This window comes from Vibrio sp. SCSIO 43135 (assembly GCF_023716665.1).
GTDB lineage: Bacteria > Pseudomonadota > Gammaproteobacteria > Enterobacterales > Vibrionaceae > Vibrio > Vibrio paucivorans.
The window spans coordinates 3,080,788-3,102,871 of the sequence record NZ_CP071859.1 but is presented as its reverse complement, the minus strand read 5'-3'; the positions used below and the strand labels follow the sequence as shown (position 1 = coordinate 3,102,871).

The 22,084-nt window shown below is 46.8% G+C and carries 17 protein-coding genes and 5 tRNA genes; 15 read left to right on the top strand and 7 right to left on the bottom strand.

Annotated elements, in window-relative coordinates; translation table 11 throughout:
• Window positions 1-30: 30 nt before the first annotated feature.
• A complete protein-coding gene (locus J4N42_RS13945; protein WP_252028802.1) occupies window positions 31-444 on the bottom strand; it encodes a c-type cytochrome in 414 nt (137 codons plus the stop codon).
• Between the two features lie 298 nt (window positions 445-742).
• Between J4N42_RS13945 and J4N42_RS13940 the strand changes: the two genes are divergently transcribed.
• The 10 genes from J4N42_RS13940 to J4N42_RS13895 all read left to right on the top strand — a co-directional run bounded on the left by J4N42_RS13940 (window position 743) and on the right by J4N42_RS13895 (window position 8,953).
• A tRNA-Arg gene (locus J4N42_RS13940) sits at window positions 743-819 on the top strand.
• A 41-nt stretch (window positions 820-860) separates the two neighbouring features.
• Window positions 861-936 (top strand) — tRNA-His (locus J4N42_RS13935).
• 95 nt (window positions 937-1,031) lie between these two features.
• Window positions 1,032-1,108: transfer RNA gene (locus tag J4N42_RS13930), tRNA-Pro, on the top strand.
• A gap of 125 nt (window positions 1,109-1,233) precedes the next feature.
• A tRNA-His gene (locus tag J4N42_RS13925) sits at window positions 1,234-1,309 on the top strand.
• A 7-nt stretch (window positions 1,310-1,316) separates the two neighbouring features.
• Window positions 1,317-1,393 (top strand) — tRNA-Pro (locus J4N42_RS13920).
• 948 nt (window positions 1,394-2,341) lie between these two features.
• On the top strand, window positions 2,342-4,057 hold the full coding sequence (locus J4N42_RS13915) for a dipeptide ABC transporter ATP-binding protein (RefSeq protein WP_252028800.1): 1,716 nt from the start codon (window positions 2,342-2,344) through the stop codon (window positions 4,055-4,057).
• Between the two features lie 103 nt (window positions 4,058-4,160).
• Window positions 4,161-5,711 carry an ABC transporter substrate-binding protein gene (locus J4N42_RS13910; RefSeq protein ID WP_252028799.1) on the top strand — a complete coding sequence of 517 codons (1,551 nt, stop codon included), beginning with the start codon at window positions 4,161-4,163 and terminating at the stop codon, window positions 5,709-5,711.
• Between the two features lie 140 nt (window positions 5,712-5,851).
• Window positions 5,852-6,829 (top strand): ABC transporter permease, encoded by a 978-nt coding sequence (locus J4N42_RS13905; protein ID WP_252028798.1) that lies wholly within the window; start codon window positions 5,852-5,854, stop codon window positions 6,827-6,829.
• 2 nt (window positions 6,830-6,831) lie between these two features.
• Window positions 6,832-7,770 carry an ABC transporter permease gene (locus tag J4N42_RS13900; RefSeq protein WP_252028796.1) on the top strand — a complete coding sequence of 313 codons (939 nt, stop codon included), beginning with the start codon at window positions 6,832-6,834 and terminating at the stop codon, window positions 7,768-7,770.
• Between the two features lie 211 nt (window positions 7,771-7,981).
• Entirely contained in the window at window positions 7,982-8,953 is a 972-nt protein-coding gene (locus J4N42_RS13895; RefSeq protein WP_252028794.1) for an SPOR domain-containing protein, read from the top strand.
• Window positions 8,954-8,966: 13 nt separating this feature from the next.
• On the opposite strand, the gene J4N42_RS13890 is transcribed toward J4N42_RS13895, so the two are convergent.
• Window positions 8,967-9,743, bottom strand: a complete 777-nt coding sequence (locus tag J4N42_RS13890; protein ID WP_252028792.1) for a chromosome partitioning protein ParA — start codon at window positions 9,741-9,743, stop codon at window positions 8,967-8,969.
• Window positions 9,744-9,842: 99 nt separating this feature from the next.
• Between J4N42_RS13890 and J4N42_RS13885 the strand changes: the two genes are divergently transcribed.
• Entirely contained in the window at window positions 9,843-10,739 is an 897-nt protein-coding gene (locus J4N42_RS13885) for a response regulator (protein WP_252028790.1), read from the top strand.
• Between the two features lie 124 nt (window positions 10,740-10,863).
• Complete coding sequence (locus J4N42_RS13880) at window positions 10,864-11,871, top strand: LacI family DNA-binding transcriptional regulator (protein ID WP_252028789.1); 1,008 nt, start codon at window positions 10,864-10,866, stop codon at window positions 11,869-11,871.
• An 85-nt stretch (window positions 11,872-11,956) separates the two neighbouring features.
• On the opposite strand, the gene edd is transcribed toward J4N42_RS13880, so the two are convergent.
• Complete coding sequence (gene edd / locus J4N42_RS13875) at window positions 11,957-13,753, bottom strand: phosphogluconate dehydratase (RefSeq protein WP_252028788.1); 1,797 nt, start codon at window positions 13,751-13,753, stop codon at window positions 11,957-11,959.
• Window positions 13,753-14,271, bottom strand: a complete 519-nt coding sequence (locus J4N42_RS13870) for a gluconokinase (RefSeq protein WP_252028786.1) — start codon at window positions 14,269-14,271, stop codon at window positions 13,753-13,755. Before J4N42_RS13870 ends, edd begins: the two co-directional genes overlap by 1 nt.
• Window positions 14,272-14,424: 153 nt before the next feature.
• Here J4N42_RS13870 and J4N42_RS13865 point away from each other — a divergent pair, with 153 nt between their 5' ends.
• Entirely contained in the window at window positions 14,425-15,801 is a 1,377-nt protein-coding gene (locus J4N42_RS13865) for a GntP family permease (protein ID WP_252028784.1), read from the top strand.
• A 9-nt stretch (window positions 15,802-15,810) separates the two neighbouring features.
• The gene (locus tag J4N42_RS13860) at window positions 15,811-16,422 is read left to right on the top strand and encodes a bifunctional 4-hydroxy-2-oxoglutarate aldolase/2-dehydro-3-deoxy-phosphogluconate aldolase (protein WP_252028782.1); all 612 of its coding nucleotides are present in this window, start codon (window positions 15,811-15,813) and stop codon (window positions 16,420-16,422) included.
• Between the two features lie 82 nt (window positions 16,423-16,504).
• Here J4N42_RS13860 and gorA read toward each other — a convergent pair whose 3' ends face one another.
• The 3 genes from gorA to J4N42_RS13845 all read right to left on the bottom strand — a co-directional run bounded on the left by gorA (window position 16,505) and on the right by J4N42_RS13845 (window position 19,824).
• Window positions 16,505-17,860 carry a glutathione-disulfide reductase gene (gene gorA / locus J4N42_RS13855; RefSeq protein WP_252028780.1) on the bottom strand — a complete coding sequence of 452 codons (1,356 nt, stop codon included), beginning with the start codon at window positions 17,858-17,860 and terminating at the stop codon, window positions 16,505-16,507.
• Between the two features lie 252 nt (window positions 17,861-18,112).
• Window positions 18,113-18,811: a glutathione S-transferase family protein gene (locus J4N42_RS13850; protein WP_252028778.1), complete on the bottom strand. Its 699-nt coding sequence runs from the start codon at window positions 18,809-18,811 to the stop codon at window positions 18,113-18,115.
• 173 nt (window positions 18,812-18,984) lie between these two features.
• On the bottom strand, window positions 18,985-19,824 hold the full coding sequence (locus J4N42_RS13845) for a 23S rRNA (adenine(2030)-N(6))-methyltransferase RlmJ (RefSeq protein ID WP_252028777.1): 840 nt from the start codon (window positions 19,822-19,824) through the stop codon (window positions 18,985-18,987).
• A gap of 163 nt (window positions 19,825-19,987) precedes the next feature.
• On the opposite strand from J4N42_RS13845, the gene prlC reads away from it, so the two are divergent.
• On the top strand, window positions 19,988-22,030 hold the full coding sequence (gene prlC / locus J4N42_RS13840; protein ID WP_252028775.1) for an oligopeptidase A: 2,043 nt from the start codon (window positions 19,988-19,990) through the stop codon (window positions 22,028-22,030).
• Window positions 22,031-22,084: the final 54 nt, after the last annotated feature.

The following is a 22,084-nucleotide window of genomic DNA, read 5'->3' as shown; positions in this document are numbered from 1 at the left end:
TCGATTGTTGGGTCACTCAACGTTTGTGAGTTATAGACCTTTGATCATGTGATCAATTGCCGCAACGATTTCATCGTCTGAACAGTCCATACAAGAACCTTTCGCTGGCATTGCGTTGAAGCCGTTAATCGCGTGGTCTTTTAGTACGTCTTTACCCTGTGCGATACGCGGAGCCCAGTCACCCGCATCACCTGTTTTTGGTGCGCCGCTTACGCCTGAGCTGTGACATGCAGTACAGAACATACCGTAAACTGTTGCACCATCACGAGGGCCAGTTGGTTCTGCTGCTACAGGCTCGCTACCCGCTAGGTAAACATCGCCGACTGGTTTGATGCGCTCTGCGATTGCATCGTATTCTTCTTGGCTCACGTCAGCTGCAAATGCTGCTGTAGAAAAAGTTAAAGCAGCGAACAAAACGCTGATCATTCGTCGAGACATATCCATAAAACTCACTTCACATTCCCAAGGTAAGTGCGTGCTTACCAATTTATATTGTCTAGAGTGTATGTTTTGATTCAAATAGCACTATTGCTGTTAAATCAATGTAAATAATGGGTGATTATATCCTGTTAACTTGTTGCAATAAACAACAAGTTACTGCCTTTATATGGGGAATAACTTCTGAAATAGGTCTTTGTCACACTTTAATTGCCCAAAAAGGAATCAAACGGGAAAAAAAGTTGAAAAAGTACTAGACGGCATAGTGTGATATACGTATTATTCCACTCCGCCGATAGGGCATGCGCCCGTAGCTCAGCTGGATAGAGCGTTGGCCTCCGGAGCCAAAGGTCGAAGGTTCGAATCCTTTCGGGCGCGCCATCCGGACGCTTATTAAGGTAAGTGAAATTGGCAATATAATGGTGGCTATAGCTCAGTTGGTAGAGCCCTGGATTGTGATTCCGGTGGTCGCGAGTTCGAATCTCGTTAGCCACCCCATTATTTCGGTAGCTTCGGCTTCCTATCTTGATTCAGTTCGAGATGAAATTGGAAATTGCTTTAATAGCAGTATAACCAAGTAAAAAATACATCGTCGGTGAATAGCGCAGCTTGGTAGCGCATCTGGTTTGGGACCAGAGGGTCGGGGGTTCGAATCCCTCTTCACCGACCACTATCTATTTCTTGGGTTATCTTGATAACGTAAGAATGGGTCGGGGGTTCGTCAGTTCCTTGAATTGGCTCTCCACCGGCTACAATTTCAATAATCGCAACAGCGGTTATAAAAAAGAATCAGTGGTGGCTATAGCTCAGTTGGTAGAGCCCTGGATTGTGATTCCGGTGGTCGCGAGTTCGAATCTCGTTAGCCACCCCATTGATTTCGGTGAATAGCGCAGCTTGGTAGCGCATCTGGTTTGGGACCAGAGGGTCGGGGGTTCGAATCCCTCTTCACCGACCATCATTAGAAAGCCTCGTCAGAAATGACGAGGCTTTTTTACTTTTGAGTTCTACTCTATATTGATTCGAACCAAATGGGGTTCGTCTGATGTTCAAGGTATGTCTCTTCACCGATCAGCATTAGAAGCCCTGTTCGAAAGAACAGGGCTTTTTGCATTCTGGTTTATATTGATTCGCACCAAATGGGGTCCGCCTGATGTTCAGGTATGTCTCTTCACCACCAGTATTAAAAACTCGTCATAAATGACGAAGCTTTTTATTCTCCAGCAGTGAGTTGCTGTGCTCGAAAAGGGAAAAGGCAGGCTGTTTGTCTCTGCTCTATCTGCTTTTCTCTATTGTTGTGACTTTGATTAAGCTTACGTCAAAAAGTCTCGGCGATATCGTTAAATGAAGACCAATATCACACCAGATACTTAGTGTTCTTCTATGCTTTGCAGTTGTTCCAATACCTATGGTCTATAAGTCTAGGTTTGTATTTAGATAAATTTATCAGTGTAATATTCTGTAATAAAACTTAAATATTAGTGTTAAGTGCTGGGTGTATTTATCTGGTTGGATTATGTTTCTGCTATGTTAATGCTTGAGTGGTTTTAACTACTGATGATTTATTCTCTGCCTTAAGTTTATATTGTTTTATAAAAACCGCTCTCTATGGCCAATCTAACTACAGAGTAAGGCTGTGTCTCCTCTTGCTCTGCATTGGTCTTACCAATAGTTAATGCATGCAAAATGCATAGTTATGTCGTTAAGCTGCTCTATTTTAATTCGAACTCGACTTTTTATACTCTATATGTTGCTTTTCTGTGAAATATTTGCCAAATTGATGACCTTGTAAATTGTCAGAACAATATACTGACAAGAATGGATTCAATGTAATACCAGCTCAGTTTCATATTTGAGTTGGTATCAGACAAGGCAGAAAACTGTCAAAGCAGTAGAGGTCTGATTAATGTCACTTTTAGAAGTTAAAAATCTTCGAATAGAGTATCCGTCTCGCCATGGCGTGCACGCGGCGGTGAAGTCACTATCATTTAATATAGAGCGTGGCGAAATTGTCGGTGTAGTAGGGGAATCTGGTGCAGGTAAATCCACTGTGGGTAACGCGGTGATTGACTTGTTGAGCCCTCCTGGCCGTATCGCGAGTGGTGACGTTTTCCTTGATGGAGAGAAGGTATCTGGCCTAACTCCTGAACAGATGCGCAAAGTACGCGGTTCTAAAATTGGATTCATTTTCCAAGATCCAATGACCTCTCTAAACCCACTCTTTACGGTTGAGCAGCAGCTGACTGAAACGATTCATGCCAACATGAAAGTGACAGAAGAAGAAGCGTATCAACGCGCGCTGTCATTGATGAATCAAGTAGGTATCCCGCAGCCTGAAAACCGATTGAAGCAGTATCCTCACCAGTTCTCTGGTGGTATGCGCCAACGTGTTGTTATCGCAATTGCGTTAGCTGGCGAGCCAGACCTAATTATTGCTGATGAACCAACCACCGCATTGGATGTTTCGATTCAGGACCAAATTCTAAGCTTGATCCGTGAATTGTGTATCAAGAACAACGTTGGTTGTATGTTGGTAACCCACGATATGGGTGTGGTATCTAACGTCACTGATCGCGTTGCGGTTATGTACCGTGGTGATTTGGTTGAGTTCGGTCCAACGAAAAAAGTACTTGGCGATCCCGACCATCCATACACGCGCAGCCTTATTTCTGCTGTTCCTCGATCAGACGTAAAACTTTCTCGTTTCCCATTGGTGAGCTACATCGAAGAAGCCCACGAAATGGAACCACTGGATGTGAAAAACCACTGGTTAGGTCAGAGCCAAGATCACCGAGATTACAGTGGTTCACTGCTTACTGTAGAGAACGTTAACCTACGTTTTGTCACCAAAGATTCGTTATTTGAAAGTCGCCGAGAGTACGTGCAAGCATCAAACAATGTCAGCTTTGAAGTGTTCGAAGGTGAGACATTTGGTCTAGTAGGTGAGTCAGGTTCGGGCAAATCGACCATCGCTCGTGTGATTGCCGGCTTATATGCGCCAAACTCTGGCAAAGTGACGTTTGAAGGTATCGATTTAACCAGCTTGAAGTCGGAAAATGAGCGTCGACCGCTGCGCCGTCAAATGCAGATGGTATTCCAAAACCCGTACACTTCAATGAACCCGCGTATGAAGATTTTCGATATCATTGCGGAGCCAATTCGTTTCCACAAACTGACACGTAATGAAACGGAAACCAGACAGATCGTCAACGATCTATTGGATCACGTAGGCCTAGGAAAAATGGCTGGCGTGAAGTATCCACACGAATTTTCTGGTGGTCAGCGCCAACGTATCTCTATTGCACGTGCACTGGCAACCCGCCCACGTTTATTGATTTGTGATGAACCAACGTCTGCTCTGGATGTATCGGTTCAAGCACAGATCCTTAACCTACTGAAAGACCTTCAGGATGAGCTAAACCTCACCATGCTGTTTATTAGTCACGATTTACCAGTGATTCGCCAAATGTGTGATCGCGTGGGTGTGATGCAGATGGGGACGCTATTGGAAGTGGCTCCTACCGAGCAACTGTTCCAATCGCCTCAGCATGAATACAGCAAACAACTGATTTCTTTAATGCCTGAATTTACAGGCTTAAGAGAAGAAGTAAAAACGGCGTAAGTCGTGACCATACCTTTGGTATAAAGCCAAGCGAGCTTGGCGTTAATAAACAGAAGCAAACACAACAACTAGGGATTTGGATTCCCGCATAAGGAGTTATGCAATGAAAACCATGAAAAGCAAACTAGCAGTGGCTTTGATGGCAGCAGGCCTAAGCTTTAGCGCAGCGGCAGCAGATATCACAGTAGCGTATGACGCAGACCCAGTATCGCTTGACCCGCATGAGCAGCTATCTGGCGGCACGCTACAAATGTCTCACATGGTATTTGATCCACTAGTTCGTTACACACAGAAATTGGATTTTGAACCTCGTCTAGCTGAAAAATGGGAGCGTGTAGATGACACGACTTTCCGTTTCTCTCTACGTAAAGGCGTGAAGTTCCACTCTGGTAACGAGCTAACAGCAGATGATGTGGTTTGGACGTTCGACCGTCTGAAAAACTCTCCAGACTTTAAAGCTATCTTCGAACCGTACGAAAAGATGGTTAAAGTTGACGACTACACCGTAGAGCTAGTTTCTAAAGGCGCTTACCCACTAGTGCTTCAAACAGCGACTTACATCTTCCCAATGGACAGCAAGTTCTACTCTGGTAAGACAGAAGATGGCAAAGACAAGTCTGAAGTGGTTAAGCACGGTAACTCGTTCGCTTCAACCAACGTTTCTGGTACTGGTCCATTCATCGTGACTCAGCGCGAGCAAGGCGTAAAAGTAACGTTTGAGCGCTTTGGCGATTACTGGGACAAAGACACGGGTAACGTTGACAAGCTAACTCTAGTACCAATCAAAGAAGACGCAACACGTGTTGCTGCACTTCTTTCTGGTGACGTAGATATGATTGCTCCAGTAGCACCAAACGATCACAAGCGTGTGAAAGGTGCAAATGGCGTTGACCTAGTAACACTACCAGGTACTCGTATCATCACGTTCCAAATGAACCAAAACAGCAATGAAGCACTTAAAGATGTTCGCGTTCGTCAAGCGATTGTTCACGCAGTGAACAACGAAGGTATCGTGAAGAAAATCATGAAAGGCTTCGCTACTGTTGCTGGTCAACAAGGTCCTGAAGGTTACGCAGGCTACCAAGCTGATCTAGTGCCACGCTACGACCTGAAGAAAGCGAAAGAGCTAATGAAGGAAGCGGGCTACGAAGATGGCTTCACGCTAACTATGATGGCACCTAACAACCGCTACGTTAACGATGCGAAAATCGCACAAGCGACAGCGGCAATGCTTTCTAAGATCGGCATCAAAGTTGACCTGAAGACAATGCCTAAAGCGCAGTACTGGCCTGAGTTCGATAAGTGTGCAGCAGACATGCTAATGATCGGCTGGCACTCAGATACAGAAGATTCAGCGAACTTCTCTGAGTTCCTAACCATGACTCGTAACGAAGAGACTGGTAAAGGCCAATACAACTGTGGTCACTACTCAAACCCAGAGCTAGATGAACTAGTAACGGCGTCTAACGTAGAAACTGACCCAGCGAAACGTGCAGAAATGCTACAGAAAGTAGAAGCAACGCTATACAACGAAGCAGCGTTCGTTCCTCTACACTGGCAGAACCTAGCATGGGGCGCGAAATCTAACGTAGATATCGCTCCAATCGTAAACGCGATGAACTTCCCTTACTTCGGTGACCTAGTTGTTAAGTAACAACTCACTGTAAAAGTTAAGTATTCAGGCGTCCACATGGAAGCTTGAATACTGGGAAAGATAGGGTGCCTAGCTTTGTTTCAGTCGGGCTAGGCACCGTAATTCAGACTGAAATCTATGGATAGTTTAAGGGGCAAGGAATGTTTTCGTTTCTGGTCAAGCGCCTGTTTCAGGCACTGATAGTGATGTTTGTGATCAGTTTGGTGGCGTTTGCCATTCAGGATAACCTGGGTGACCCGTTGCGTGAGCTTGTGGGGCAGTCGGTTTCGGAAGCAGAGCGTCAAGCACTGCGTGATGAACTGGGCCTAAATGATCCCTTCGTTACAAAATACACTCGTTTTGTAGGCGCAGCTCTACAGGGCGATCTTGGTACTTCATACTTCTTCAAGCGTCCTGCTGTTGAAGTGATTTTAGATAAATTAGTTGCGACGCTCGAGTTGGTGTTCGGCGCAACCTTAATCATTGTCGTGTGTTCTATTCCACTCGGTGTCTACTCTGCCATTCACCCAAAAAGTATATTTACCAAAGCAGTAATGGCGTTCAGTAGTATCGGGATTTCAATACCGGTCTTCTTAACCGCGATAATGTTGATGTATGTTTTCTCTATCGAACTCGGCTGGTTGCCGTCCTATGGGCGGGGTGAAACCGCCAACGTATTAGGCTGGGAGTCGGGTTTCTTCACGCTTGATGGCTTAGCGCACCTAATCTTGCCTTGTATTGCACTGGCGTCCATCATGCTGCCACTGTTCATCCGTTTGGTACGTTCTGAAATGCTAGAAGTGCTGAGCTCTGAATACATTAAGTTTGGTAAGGCGAAAGGCTTAGCGCTTAATAAAATCTACTACCAGCACGCACTGAAAAATACCATGCTACCGGTACTGACAGTCGGTGGTGTTCAAATTGGTACTATGGTGGCTTACACCATCCTTACTGAGACCGTATTCCAGTGGCCTGGTACGGGCTTCCTTTTCCTAGAAGCAATTAACCGTGTAGATACTCCGCTTATCACTGCTTACGTTATCTTCGTTGGCCTGATTTTCGTTGTGACTAACACGATCGTTGACTTGCTGTACGGTGTGATCAACCCAACCGTGAACCTAACTGGTAAAGGAGCTTAATAATGGAACAAGTATCAGCAGCTCCATCTCGTTGGGAGCGTTTCAAACAGTCGGATTTTCTGTATTACTTTAAGCGCGATAAAGTCGCTATGGCGAGCTTTAGTGTGTTTATGGTGTTCTTGGTGTTGGCACTTGCTGCACCGATTCTGTCACCGACGGACCCTTACGACTTATCATCGATCGATATCATGGACTCAGAGCTGCCTCCATCATGGATGGAAGATGGCGATGAGCGTTTCGTTCTGGGTACTGACGAGCAAGGTCGCGATATTCTTTCGACTATTCTTTATGGCTCGCGCTTATCGCTAACGATTGGTTTCTTAGCGGTTGGCCTACAACTGGTTCTCGGTATTATTATTGGTCTGTCTGCGGGTTACTTCGGTGGCCGTATCGATAGTTTCCTAATGCGCTTCGCGGATGTTCAGTTATCGTTCTCAACCATGATGGTTGCGATCATTGTGTCGGCGATCTTTAAAGCTAGTTTCGGCAGTGACTTCTACAGTCAGTATGCGGTCGTGATGCTGGTGGTGATCATCGGTGTGGCTGAATGGCCTCAGTATGCACGTACTATTCGTGCATCAGTACTGGCTGAGAAGAAGAAGGAATACGTCGAAGCAGCTCGTGTCATGGGCTTCAAAGCACCACGTATCATGTTCCGCCACATTCTGCCGAACTGCCTGTCACCAATCTTGGTTATTTCTACCGTACAGGTGGCGAATGCAATCATGTCGGAAGCGGCACTATCGTTCCTAGGTTTAGGCCTACCGGTAGACCAGCCGTCATTGGGTGCCTTGATCAGCATTGGCTTTAACTACATCTTCTCAGGTGCTTGGTGGATCACTGCATTCCCTGGCATCGTACTGGTTACTCTTGTTTTGGTTATTAACCTACTTGGTGACTGGTTACGCGACGTATTTAACCCTAAAATCTACAAAGGGTGATCGGAGCCAATTGATTTCTAATCAATAATCTACCTAAACTAGAGTCGTAAGCAATTACGGCTCTTTTTTTGCATTGTTTTTATAGTAATGATGTCACGGCAAGGTTGGTGTGAGCAGGATGGCACGCACTTCTTGCGGCGAATGATGTATTCACGTTTTCTCAACACTGAACGTGAAAGAATATCGCAGTAGATAAGGTTTAGTAGAGAGTATGGATAGTAAAATGGCAGCCAAGTCGATCACGGCTTTAACCAAGCTTTTGAGCGTTGCTGTATTGGCTTTACCGGCTATTTCCAGCCCAGCAATGGCAGAAGAGTTCCTTTGCGATGCAACTCAAGCATCCACCAGTCAACTTCCTGTTCTCGACAAATCTTGCCCAATAGGCAAGGGATTGTGGGGCAAGCAACAGCCGAAAGGGCAAGAATCTGTATTCTGGATTCAATGTGGGGTCTATTCGAAACCTCTACCGTTAGCCAAAGCAGCAAAACTGTACGAAAAAATTTCTGTCGATGTTTGGGCTAAGCCTGAAGCAAAAGGCTACCGCTGTTTGATTGGGCCGTACAACGAGTTTGCCAAAGCCAGCACAGAGCTACGCAAGGTAAAGAAAGTATCAGGTTACAAGGAAGCCTTCATTCGTGAAGTGGTTAAAGGGACGAAAGCGAAACCACAAGTGGCAATGGAGTCGAAACCTGCTGCTAAGGTAGTAGCAGCCAAACCAGCCACAAAACCATCAGCTTCTAAAACCAATAAAGCAGAGCCTACCAAGACAGCGGCGACTAAAGCACCTGTAGCGAACCCACAGAGCGCCCCTGTCGCAAAAGCATTACCTGTAGTGGGTGCAGACAAACCAAGCAACGATATCGACATTCGCCTTAGTACCACTGTCTCTGGGCTGAAATACGCCGTGCCGTACAAAATGATGCACAAAGAGTTCTATATGGAACATAGCTTGCCTTGGAACCGTATGAACTACCAAACTGCGAGCAAAACCTGCAGTAGCCTAGCGATGCGCTTACCCGTCGAAGCAGAGTGGAAGCAGTTGCTGGAATCCAAAGTCATGGAAACGGAAAAGTGGCCAATGCACCTGCCGTACTGGGGCTTTGCCAAAAAAGGGCTATTTACCAGCGGAAAAATCAGCCAGTTGAAAGGGACTTCGCTACTCAATGTGATTTGCGTGAAATAGCTGCAGAGGGTAACTAGTCTTTGGCACCATCCACTAAATCTAAATAGCGTTTTTCGACAAACTCTTTTTCTTTAGTCATGTGCTCAAGCTGGAGCAGCGTGTTTTGTAGCTCTTGTTGCATGCTTTCTAGTTCTTCTGAGTTACCACCGCCTTGATCGGCCAACTCTTTATATTGTTCGATGGTTTCCAGCAATTCTTTCTTCTCGGCTTGATAGCCTTGTGCCATTTCATAGAAACCGCCCGCTTTGCTTATCTGAATATATTCTTCTTCTAGTTTCTCGAACTCTTTCTCTACTGCGGCTTTTTCTTCACGCAAGCTCTCTACCGTATCATTTTGGTCGAATAGCTTTTTACGGGTCATTTTGAGCCCTTTCACGCTCTTATCTAGGTCGCCTTTGAGTTTGCGGATCAGCTTATGGGACTTGTTGAGCTTTTTATTGAGTTCATCGATAGACGCTTGGTCTTCTGGGCTAATATTACCCCCGGTCGATTTTTGAATGATGGCGACTTGCTGCTCAAGCGCTTTTTGAATCTGGATTAAGTCGTTCAGCGTATCGCCATTTTCAGAGGTGTAGTTGAGTGCGTTATCCACTGATTGTTGGCACAACTGGAGCGTGGCAGGGTCCAAACCATCAGCTCCAGAGGCGGGCTGAGAGAACTTTTGAGCAAACTTTCTAAACTCACGGATGATAAGGAGCAAGATCAGAAACCACATCAGCAAGATGACTAAGCCGAGATCAATCGCCAGTATGGATAACACTTTCTCTGTGAGTAGTTCCTGTATTGACATTTTTAACACCCAGAACAGTTAGTTTCTCTCGGGGTAAGTTTAGTTGTTACTGAAAAATGTGCCTATACTTTGAACAGGTTAGGGCTAGAAAAGCATGCTGTGAAAATATTAATTGTTGATGATAGCAAGGCGACCGTAGAGATAATTCGACGCGCATTAGAGGCGTTCGACTACCGCCGCTTAACAATTCAGACCGCTGAAAATGGAGTGAAAGCTCTAGAGATCGTTGAGAGCTGGCACCCTGATATTGTGCTGACCGATTGGTATATGCCGGAAAAAAGCGGCTTAGAGCTAACCAAAGAAATCATGCAGCTTAATCAAGGCATTAAGGTTGCGATGCTCACCACTGTCGATGACCCGCCACATATTAAACAAGCCGAAAACGCAGGGGCCTTGTTCGTTCTATCGAAGCCATTCGACGACGAAGCCCTGCATCGAGAGCTTCGCCCACTGGTATATTCCATAGAGCAGGGGCTATTGGATGCGGGTGAAGGAGTCGAAGTTCATGAAGAGCTCGCCCTTCCAAAACTCACTCAACTAGAAAAATTGCTGAAAAAGGCCGTCGGGGATGGCATCACCCTTAAAGCGATTCCGCAGCAACCGTTCGATGAAACCAAAGTGCCGTGCTTAATGGCGATCTATGCCGACCCCGATACTCAAAAACCTCGCGCGGTGGCGTTGCTCGATATGCATGCCATTTGCGTTATGGCTCAAGGTTCATCAAAAATTTCTCCTCAACAACTCAAACAGGCTCTAGGTAGCCAGACTTTGAGTAACGAGATGGCTGAAAGCTGTCAAAAGGTACTTGAAGCGTCATCGTTGGCATTTCTGGATAACCAAACCCGTAAGAGCTTGAAGCTGAAGAACGTCAGCTTTGTCGCCAAAGCCTTCGATAAGTTGGAAGTGCTGTATGGAAAAGGGGCTGACAAGCGCATCGATTTTTCCTGTGAGCTAGAAGGCTTCGAAGCAGGAAAAATTACCTTGGTTGGTTTTTAATTCCACACCTAACACACTTCTCTCCCTCAATTACAGAACTAAGCTTGTGTCGAGTGATGCAAGTTGGTAATAATGTTACAAGTAACATTATTACCAACTCAAATGACGGCTCAATAAAAACTCTATGTCTCAACAAAATAAAAAGAACCGCACAACGCTTCAGGATGTCGCAGATAAAGTGGGCGTAACAAAGATGACGGTATCACGCTACATGCGTAATCCCGAATCCGTGGCTGAAAAAACTCGCGTTAAAATCGCTGCAGTGATCGAGGAAGTAGGCTATATCGAAAACCGTGCACCCGCTATGCTATCGAAGTCTTCCAGTAAAGCGATTGGTGTGCTGTTGCCATCATTATCAAACCAAATTTTCGCGTCTTTCGTTCAAGGTATTGAAACCGTCACGCGTGCCAATGGCTATGAAACGTTGCTGGCACACTTTAGCTATGATGTGGAAGAAGAAGAGCGCAAGATTGCCTCTTTGCTGTCGTACCAAGTGGATGGACTTATCTTAACTGAGAGTCACCACACTCCGCGTACTTTGCAGATGATTAAGAATGCTGGTGTACCTGTGGTAGAAACGATGGAATTGCCTGAAGCGCCAATTGATATGGCGGTCGGATTGGACCACGTTGATGCGTCTTACCATGTTGTGAAGCGCATGATAGAAGCCGGCAAGCGTTCAATTGCTTACTTTGGCGCACGATTGGATACTCGTACTCAGCTCCGTATGCAAGGCTATGATCGAGCGATGCAGGAAGCTGGGCTTGAGGTTAAACACATTCTTACCGAGGAGCACTCAAGTTTCTCGCTCGCCGATGCTCTGCTCGATAAAGCGCTTGCCGAGCACTCAGATCTGGATGGGGTATTTTGTACTAACGATGACATTGCGATTGGTACCTTACTCAGTGCCCAAAAGCGTGGGATTCAAGTGCCTCAGCAATTGTCGGTTGTGGGCTACAATGCGTTGGATATTGGCCAAACAATCAGTCCTAAACTGACCAGTGTCGATACACCCCGTTTTCAGATTGGTGAAAAGAGTGCCGAACTCCTATTGGCTCGCCTAAAAGGCGAAGAAGTAGAACAGTCCATTGTCGATATGGGCTACCAGATCACTGAAGGCGAGAGCATCTAATCGCTTTGAATGAATAGGAACAACGTAAAGGGCGAAGCCAATGGCTTCGCCCTTTTTGTCGTTATTGTTCCGTCCAGAAAGATGTCTAGACGATAAAACTAGCCCCTTGCTCTGCGCTGGATACGTTATGTCGCATCACACTAAACAAGTTACGTCCCCAAGTTTGCTGTTCAGATTCAGTGTTCACGCTTAATGTGTCACGGCCACTGGTGTCTGTAAGGTTATTCAGTTCGCCTGACTGACAATCAAGGCGGATAATGTCACCATCGCGCACCAAACCAATCGCTCCACCACGCAGTGCTTCTGGAGAAAGGTGGATAGCAGAAGGAATCTTGCCTGATGCGCCAGATAAGCGCCCATCTGTCACCAATGCCACTTGGAAACCGTATTTTTGCACATTACCTAGAATTGGCATTAGTTTGTGCAGCTCAGGCATACCGTTGGCTGCAGGGCCATTGTGAGTCACAACAACAATACAGTCTTGGTTGAGCTCGCCACGCTGATAGGCTGCTTCGACTTGATGCTGGCATTGGAACACTTTAGCTGGCGCTTCAATAATGCGTTGGTCTTCTTTCACAGCCGAGACTTTTACTACCGCATTACCCAAATTACCTTTTAGTACACGTGTGCCGCCAGTAGCTTGGAATACCTTGTCTGGTGCTGCGATTACATCGCTATCGCCTGATTGCTGGCAAGCTACCCATTGCAGCTGACCGTTTTGGATCTCCGGTAAGCTCATTTGGCTGGCAAAGTCACCAAATGCTGGTGTTACGTCGCGGTGGAGTAGGTCAGATTGATCTAACCGTTGTAATAGTGCCGGTACGCCCCCCGCTTGCTGGAAGGCATTCATGTCCGCTGGTCCATTTGGATAGACGCGGGCGAGCAGCGGCACCACTTCAGACAGATCACTGATGTCTTGCCAAGTTAAGATAAGTCCAGCAGCGCGAGCGACCGCGACCATATGAATACTATGGTTGGTGCTGCCCCCTGAAGCCAGCAGTGCGATGATACCGTTGATGAGGCTCTTTTCAGTTACGACTTCCGATAATGGGCGGAAGTGCGCCGAACCTTCAGTCATGGATGCGATTTTCATGGCTGCGTGCTCAGTTAATGCTTGGCGAAGCTCCGAATGTGGGTGAACAAAGGCGGACCCCGGTAGCATTAGGCCCATGGCTTCAAAGACCAGCTGGTTGGTATTGGCAGTGCCATAGAAAGTACAGGTGCCCGGCGAGTGATAAGCGCGGCACTCCATATCGAGTAGCGCATCTTTACCCACTTCACCCGCAGCGTATTTCTGGCGAACATCGACTTTCTCTTCGTTGCTGATCCCCGTCGCCATTAAGCCTGCCGGTATAAATGCAGTAGGGAGGTGAGCATAAGAGAGGGCGCCCATCAGTTGCCCCGGTGCGATCTTGTCGCAGATCCCCAGCAGCAGAGTAGAGTCAAATACGTTATGGCTTAGGGACATCGCTGTCGACTGGGCAATTAAGTCTCTGGAAAACAGAGACATATCCATACCAGCTTGGCCTTGAGTCACCCCATCACACATCGCTGGAACACAGCCTGCGACTTGCGCAGTATGACCATACTGAGCCAGTACCTGTTTGATTTGATCAGGGTAGTGCTGATAGGGCTGGTGGGCGCTGAGCATATCGTTGTAGGAGCTGATCAATGCAACATTGGACTGAGTGAAATCGAGGATCGATTTTTTCTCGCTTGAGCAAGAAGCCGCCACCGCATGTGCTAGATTTCCGCAGGACAAACCTGCTCGGCCCTTGCCTAAAGCGGCTTGAGCTTGCGTGCGTTTGAGAAACTCAGTACGTGTTGCTTGGCTGCGGTTACGTAATCGTTCCGTCACCGCCAAAATTACAGAATGAGTCATTATGCTACCTCTTGGCTTTGCGTTAGGCCTGCGGCCGCACGCTCGACCACATCACTAATCTCACCATCAATGTTGATGACTAGAGTTTGTGGTTCATGGTCTGGGCGTTCTAAGGTTTCGAACTGGCTCTTCACCATGTTTTCCTTCATGAAGTGGCCTTGGCGCTTTCTCATTCGTTCAAGGATTAGCTCTTGATTGCCATCAAGGAACAGAAACGTCACGTTATGGTTACCTTCACGGATTTGATCTCGGTACTTTTTCTTTAGTGCCGAACAAACAATGATGCCATGTTCGTTTTTGCTTTCTAAGCTATAAGCAGCATCACGGATACGTTCCAGCCACGGCTTACGATCTTCGTCATCTAGCGGTTGACCCGATGACATCTTTTGAATATTTGCTCGTGGATGAAGATCGTCTCCATCAATAAATTTACGCCCGAGCTTCTTTGCTAGATGCTCGCCAACGGTGCTTTTTCCGCATGCGCAGACGCCCATTACGATGACACTACTACCAGCCATAACCTATCCTCATAACAAATTTGCGCGTGATCCCAATTTTGGCATTCACTTAAAAATATGGGTTTATCTTATTCATGTTATCGGTAACATGTTACCGGTAACTAAAATAAATGTGAACTACAACACAAACAATAATTTTTGAAAGGTGAACTTATGGAGCAGCTAGCCCAAGCCTCTGACCCAACCTACTTACTGACGATTGCAGCCCTTGCTATTGCTGCGTTGTTGGTATTGATTATTAAACTGAAAGTGCACGCGTTCGCGTCTCTGACCATTGTCAGCTTGCTGACTGCGTTGGCGACTGGCGTTACGACAGACCAAGTGGTGCCAACCATGATGGGAGGGTTCGGTGGAACACTTGCCTCGGTTGCATTGCTGGTTGGTCTTGGTGCCATGATTGGTAAAATTCTTGAAGTGACTGGCGGTGCAAAAGTGCTGGCAGATACTTTGATTGGTCGCTTTGGTAAAGAGCGCGCGCCATTCGCTTTAGGTGTAGCGTCACTCTTGTTCGGCTTCCCAATCTTCTTTGATGCCGGCCTTGTGGTGATGATGCCTATCATCCTAAGTGTTGCTGCGCGATTTGGCGGCTCTCCGATTAAATATGCTCTGCCATCTGCTGGTGCATTTGCGGTAATGCACGGTTTTGTTCCTCCACACCCAGGCCCAGTTGCAGCCGCGGATTTCCTAGGCGCGAATATTGGTTTGCTGCTAGTGGTAGGTATTCTCGTTGCTATTCCAACTTGGTACTTCGGCGCTTACCTATACGGTTTATATGCAGGTAAGAAATTTGATATCCCACTTTCGAAAGCGTTCTTCAACAGCGACACGGTAGTGGATGAGTCTAAGCTGCCTAAGTTCGGCACAGTAATGAGCATCCTTGTGCTCCCTGTCATTCTTATCTGTTTAGATACAGGCCTAAATACATTGGCGGTTGCTGGCGTGATTGACGGCAGCTCGCCGGTCGTGGAATTCCTGCGCATGCTAGGTAAAACACCTGTCGCACTGCTTATCACGCTGATGGTTTGTCTTGCGGTATTTGCCAAAGATTACGGCATGGCTAAGCTTGAAAAACTTTGTGGTGAGTCACTAGCTCCTATTTGTGGTGTGATTCTAGTAACAGGTGCGGGTGGTATGTTCGGTGGTGTACTTCGCGCGAGTGGCATTGGTGATGCACTGGCGGGTGTTCTAACTGACACAGGTATGCCAGTGATTGTTGCTGCATTTGTCATTTCAACCTGTTTGCGTGTAGCTCAAGGTTCTGCAACGGTCGCACTGACGACTACTGCAGCGTTGATTGCACCAGTTGTTGCAGCTTCAACTGGCCTGAGCGAACTCGATTTATGTTTTATCGTTATTGCAATTGCAGGTGGTGCAACGGTACTGTCTCACTTTAACGATTCAGGTTTCTGGCTGGTTTCGCGCTTGCTAGAAATGGATGAGAAGACAACATTGAAAACGTGGACCGTAATGGAAACCCTACTGGGTACTATCGCGTTCGTAATTGTTGCTACATTAAGCTTTATTCTTTAGAGGTTCTGCATGAAAACCATTGAACAACGATTAAGAGAAATCAAAATCGTCCCAGTTATTGCTATCAACGACGTAGCGCACGCGCTGCCGTTGGCGAAAGTGTTGGTAGAGAATGGCCTACCTTGTGCCGAAGTGACTTTCCGCACCGAGGCAGCAGCTGAGTCAATTCGTATCATGCGTGAAGCGTACCCAGAGCTGCTTATTGGCGCGGGTACCGTGTTAACAACAGAGCAAGTTGATATCGCAATTGATGCTGGTGTTGATTTCATTGTAAGCCCAGGGCTAAACCCTACGACGGTGAAATACTGTCAGCAACGTGGTGCGGTGATTGTTCCGGGTGTGAACAACCCAAGCCTTGTTGAGCAAGCTATGGAGATGGGTTTGAAGACCCTAAAATTCTTCCCAGCTGAGCCATCTGGCGGTGTGTCTATGCTAAAAGCACTGACAGCAGTCTACCCAGTTAACTTCATGCCAACTGGCGGTGTAAGCCCATCTAACGTAGCCGACTACCTAGCGCTGAAATCTGTCGTAGCCTGTGGCGGCACTTGGATGGTACCAACCGCTATGATGGATAACGGTGATTGGGAAGGTATCGCTGAGCTGGTACGTGCGATCAACTAGCGCTTAGTGATTCGATTGCCAAACAAAAGGGCCATCAACTTAGGTTGATGGCCCTTTATTATGTCTAATGACTTACTGCGGTTTAGCGCATAGTAACGAACTCTTCAGAGCCCGTTGGGTGGATAGCAACAACAGAGTCGAAGTCTGCTTTGGTTGCGCCCATCTTCATAGCAACACCGAAGCCTTGAATCATTTCATCGACCGTGAAGCCGATGCCGTGAAGGCCAACAACTGTTTCTTCTTCACCAGCACACACTAGCTTCATCTTACAAGGTTGACGGTGCTTGGTAACGGCTGTGTACATTGCCGTAAAGCCAGAGGTGTATACCTTGATGTTATCTTTGCCGTACTTCTCTTCCGCTTCTTGAGTGGTTAAGCCGATAGTGCCAATTGGCGGGTGGCTAAACACCACCGTTGGGACTAAGTCGTAGTCCATCTTAGCGTTTGGCTTGTTGTTAAATAGGCGCTCAGATAGCTGACGGCCTGCTTTAACTGCCACTGGTGTTAGTTCGATACCGCCTTCCATGATATCTCCAACACAGTAGATACCAGGCACGTTAGTCGTTTGGAATTCGTCTACTTTGATGTAACCACGGTCGTTGGTTGCCACACCTGTTGAAGCTAGGTTGATGGCATCAGTCGCAGGATGACGACCAATTGCCCAGATCAGTTGGTCAACGTTTTGAGTGTTACCGTTTTCTAGGTGCAGAGTCAGGCTGCCGTCTGCTTCTTTTACCACTTCTTTCGGTACTGAGTGTGTATGTAGGGTTGGACCTTCTGCTTCCATCACTTCAACCAGCGTTTCGATGATCATTGGGTCAAAGCTACGTAGTGGTGACTCTTTACGGCAGAATAGGTGTGTTTCAGTACCAAGCGCGTTCAGTACGCCTGCGATTTCAACCGCAATGTAACCGGCACCGATAACCGCAACACGTTTAGGTTGCTCGTTTAGCTCGAAGAAACCGTTTGAGTCGATGCCGTACTCCGCTCCTGGAATGTTGGGAATAGTCGGGCGGCCACCAACTGCGATAAGAATGTGGTCTGCCGTGTAGTGTTCACCGTTTACTTCAACCGTTTTCTCATCGACAAACTTAGCGAAACCTTTGATAACATTTACTTTGTTGTTACCAAGTACACGGTCGTAAGATTGGTGGATACGGCCAATGTAGGCTTGGCGATTTTCAACGAGCTTGCTCCAGTCAAAGCCTTTTACATCCACATCGAAGCCGTAATCTTCTGCGTATAAATGCATCGCTTCAGCGATTTGAGCACCGTGCCACATTACTTTTTTAGGCACACAACCAACGTTCACACAGGTACCACCTAGGTCTTGTGCTTCAATCAGTGCTACTTTTGCGCCGTACATTGCTGCGCGGTTTGCTGATGCGATGCCGCCTGAGCCGCCACCGATACAGATGTAATCAAAATGAGTCGCCATGACTTTCTCCGAGCTTAGTTATTCTTTATTGCTAACAAATACATTGGGGTCACCTCGAATGATCTCAAGGTGACCGACAGTAATCCTATACTCCTATCATAAGTCGAGAATGGCTATTTCCTAAATGGAAAAAAGTGACATTACTTATGACAAATAGCGATGAGAGGCTAAGAAAGCGGAATAAGGGGTTATTCCGCTGATTTTTCACCCGTAAAGCGCTTTGTGATGGAAGCAAAGCGCCAGTTAGAATGATTAGTCGCAGCAGTTAGCAGGACCGCAACCGCTTTGCGCTTGGATATCTTTGCCTTCACCAACATAGGTGTTGGTTAGATAGAAGCTCGAGAACTTCTCATCGAAGTCGCTAGAAACGGTTTTCTCGGCCAAACCAGTGTCCAGTAGGTTGTTTTGCCATGCTTGCATTTTTGGTAGCCCACAGAAAAAGTCGTAACCCGAGTGCGCCTTAACCAGCGCCGCGCGGTGCAATAATGGCAGCCAAGCCATATCGACGTTGCTTAGGTTATCTGATTTAAAGAACTTAGTGTCGCCAGACAGTTGCTTTTCTGCTTTTTTGAACGCAGTGATGAGTTTTTCTGCGCGCTGCTCAAAGGTTTCTTTGTCTTTGCTGCTCATCGTGCCGCATTGTGCGAGATAGTGTTTGGAACCTAAGTAACTCCAAGCGCGGTCAAGTGCGCGTTGCTCATTGGTGACATCTTGCTCAAGTGGGCCGTACTCATCTTCGATGTATTCGATGATGGCATCCGATTCAAACAGCGTTGTACCCGATTCCGTTACCAAAATTGGCACCTGGCCATTGGGTGAAATGTCTAAAAACCACTGTGGTTTGTTTTTTAGTTCGATGTACTCAATCTCGTATGGGATTTTCTTCGCTTCAAGAGCGGCAGTAACACGTTGAACAAATGGGCAAATTTTAAAGCTAACAATTTTAAGCATGGTCTGAATTCCTAAATCTGAGGTATTTACATAACCTAAGACGCTATGGAAGTTCAAAAGACGAAATGATTGGGTAAAAAGAAAAAATTATTTTGGGAGCGTCTATAAAAAAGGCGTAACTTCAATCGGTTACGCCTTAATGAAACATACCATTCTTGGGGGGGGGGGGGCGGTTACTCTGGAACAATCCATTCCACTTTAAAGTGGCCAGTTGCAGGGGCAATGGCCTCTTTCAAGAAAGGCAAAATCTGTTTCATTTGGCTTTCTAGCTTCCATGGGGGATTGATGACAATCATTCCTGAAGCTGTCATGCCGCGCTCATTGGTGTCTGGTGAAACACCTAACTCGATTTGCAGGATTTTACGAATACCGAGCCCTTCTAGGCCTTCCAACATGTCTTCGATATCGCAGCGGTTAACCACTGGGTACCAAATCGCATAGATCCCTGTAGCCCAGCGCTTATGACTTTGTGCGATAGCCTGAACGACATCTCGATATTCTTTCGCAAGCTCGTACGGTGGGTCGATAAGTACCAGACCACGGCGCTCTTTTGGTGGCAGGCTGGCTTTCAGGCGTTGGAAACCGTCTTCTTTATAAATCGATACTTGGCGGTCGCGGTGAAACTCTTGTTCAAGCAGTGGGTGATCGCTTGGGTGAAGCTCGGTCAGAACCATGCGATCTTGTTGGCGCAAATGGGCGTGAGCAACGCGTGGTGAACCTGGGTAGTAGCGTAATGCATCGCCATTGTTGAGTGCCTTTATCGACTCAAGGTAGCTTTGAATGTCTTCTGGGATGTTGTTTTGTTGCCAAACACGTGCAATACCTTGTTTGTATTCACCGGTCTTTTCTGACCACTCATGCGTTAAGTCGTAGCGACCAACACCAGAGTGTGTATCGTGGTAAACAAAAGGCTTTTCTTTCTGTTTCAGAGAATTAAGAATAAGGCTTTGAACAATGTGTTTTACCACGTCAGCATGGTTGCCTGCGTGGAAGCTGTGGCGATAACTTAACAAAATAACACTCTCAAATGGGTGCAAAGAATAATAGTCGATAGTATACGTTACTATTGAAAATTGCTGAACCTACCTATATTTAGTATTTAAGAACGATTAAGACCGAACTACAAATAACTAAGACGAACCCGTCAGTTCGCTTCCCCAATAAAAGGAAAGATTTATGTCGAACCCACTTCTTAGCTTCACCGATTTGCCTCCATTTTCAGAAATTAAGCCAGAACACGTAAAGCCAGCGGTAGAAAAAGCGATCGCGGATTGCCGTGCAAAAATAGAGCAAGTGTTGGAAGGCAATACGCAGCCTAGCTGGGACAACTTAATTGCACCGATTGAAGAAGTGGATGATCGTCTAAGCCGTATTTGGTCGCCAGTCAGCCATATGAATTCTGTCGTTAACAGTGACGAACTGCGTGAAGCTTACGAAAGCTGTCTACCTCTGTTATCGGAGTACGGCACGTGGGTAGGCCAGCACAAAGGGCTATTTGAAGCCTACAAGAGCATTAAAGCGAGCGATGAGTTTGCCACGCTCACTCAAGCTCAGAAGAAAACGGTCACGGATTCGTTGCGTGATTTTGAGTTGTCGGGCATCGGCTTACCAGCTGATGAGCAACACCGTTACGGTGAGATCAGCAAGCGCATGTCTGAGCTAGGTTCGCAGTTCTCAAACAATGTGTTGGATGCCACTATGGGCTGGAACAAGCACATCACAGATGAAAAAGAACTGGCAGGCTTACCGGAATCGGCATTAGCAGCAGCGCAAGCGGCAGCAGAAGCTAAAGAGCTTGAAGGCTACCTACTGACACTAGACATGCCGTCTTACCTGCCTGTGATGACTTATTGTGACAACCAAGAGTTGCGTAAAGAACTGTACGAAGCGTACGTAACGCGTGCGTCTGATCGTGGTCCAAATGCGGGTAAGTGGGACAACAGTGAGATCATCGCTGAGCAGCTTAAACTGCGCCATGAGATTTCGCGCATGCTTGGTTTCAACACATACAGCGAAAAGTCGTTAGCGACTAAGATGGCGGAAACTCCCGCGCAAGTACTGGGTTTCTTGAATGACCTTGCCGTGAAAGCGAAACCTCAAGGTGAGCGTGAAGTAGAGCAGCTGCGCCAATTCGCTAAGAACGAATGTGGTGTAGAAGAGCTGAACCTATGGGACATCGCTTACTACAGCGAAAAACAAAAGCAGCACTTATTCCAGATCTCTGATGAAGAACTGCGCCCTTACTTCCCTGAAGAGAAAGCGGTTAGTGGTTTATTTGAAGTGCTTAACCGCGTATTTGGTATGAGCGTAAAAGAAAAACAGGGCGTTGATACTTGGCATGACTCGGTTCGATTCTTTGAGATTTTCGATGCTGAAGGCCAGTTGCGTGGTAGCTTCTACCTAGATTTGTATGCACGTGAGCATAAGCGTGGTGGTGCTTGGATGGATGATTGCCGCGGTCGTCGTATTACTCAGTCGGGGGAATTGCAATCTCCAGTGGCTTACCTGACCTGTAACTTCAATAAGCCTGTAGGCGACAAACCAGCGCTATTTACTCATGATGAAGTCGTGACTCTGTTCCACGAATTTGGCCACGGTATTCACCACATGCTAACGCAAGTCGACGCGGGAGCGGTGTCGGGTATCAACGGTGTTCCTTGGGATGCAGTAGAGCTGCCAAGTCAGTTTCTAGAAAACTGGTGTTGGGAAGAAGAAGCACTAGCCTTTATCTCTGGCCACTATGAGTCGGGTGAAGCTCTGCCAAAAGAGATGCTCGATAAGATGTTAGCTGCTAAGAACTTCCAATCAGCGATGTTTATTTTGCGTCAGCTTGAATTCGGTTTGTTCGACTTTACGCTGCACACGGAATTTGACCCAGAAATCGGCCCGCGAGTGCTAGAAACTCTGGCGGACGTGAAATCGAAAGTGGCAGTACTGCCAAGCCTAGAGTGGAACCGATTCTCTCACAGCTTTGGTCATATCTTTGCGGGTGGCTACAGCGCTGGTTACTACAGCTACCTATGGGCTGAAGTCTTGTCGTCGGATGCGTTCTCTCGCTTCGAGGAAGAAGGTATCTTCAATACTGAAACTGGCCAGAGCTTCTTGAATAATATTTTAGAGATGGGTGGCAGTGAAGAACCGATGGAGTTGTTTAAGCGCTTCCGTGGTCGTGAGCCACAAATTGATGCATTGTTACGCCACGCTGGAATTGAAGCGTAATAGCAGTGCTTAATCGCTAACAATCAGTAATGAAAAGCCCACCAGTCGGTGGGC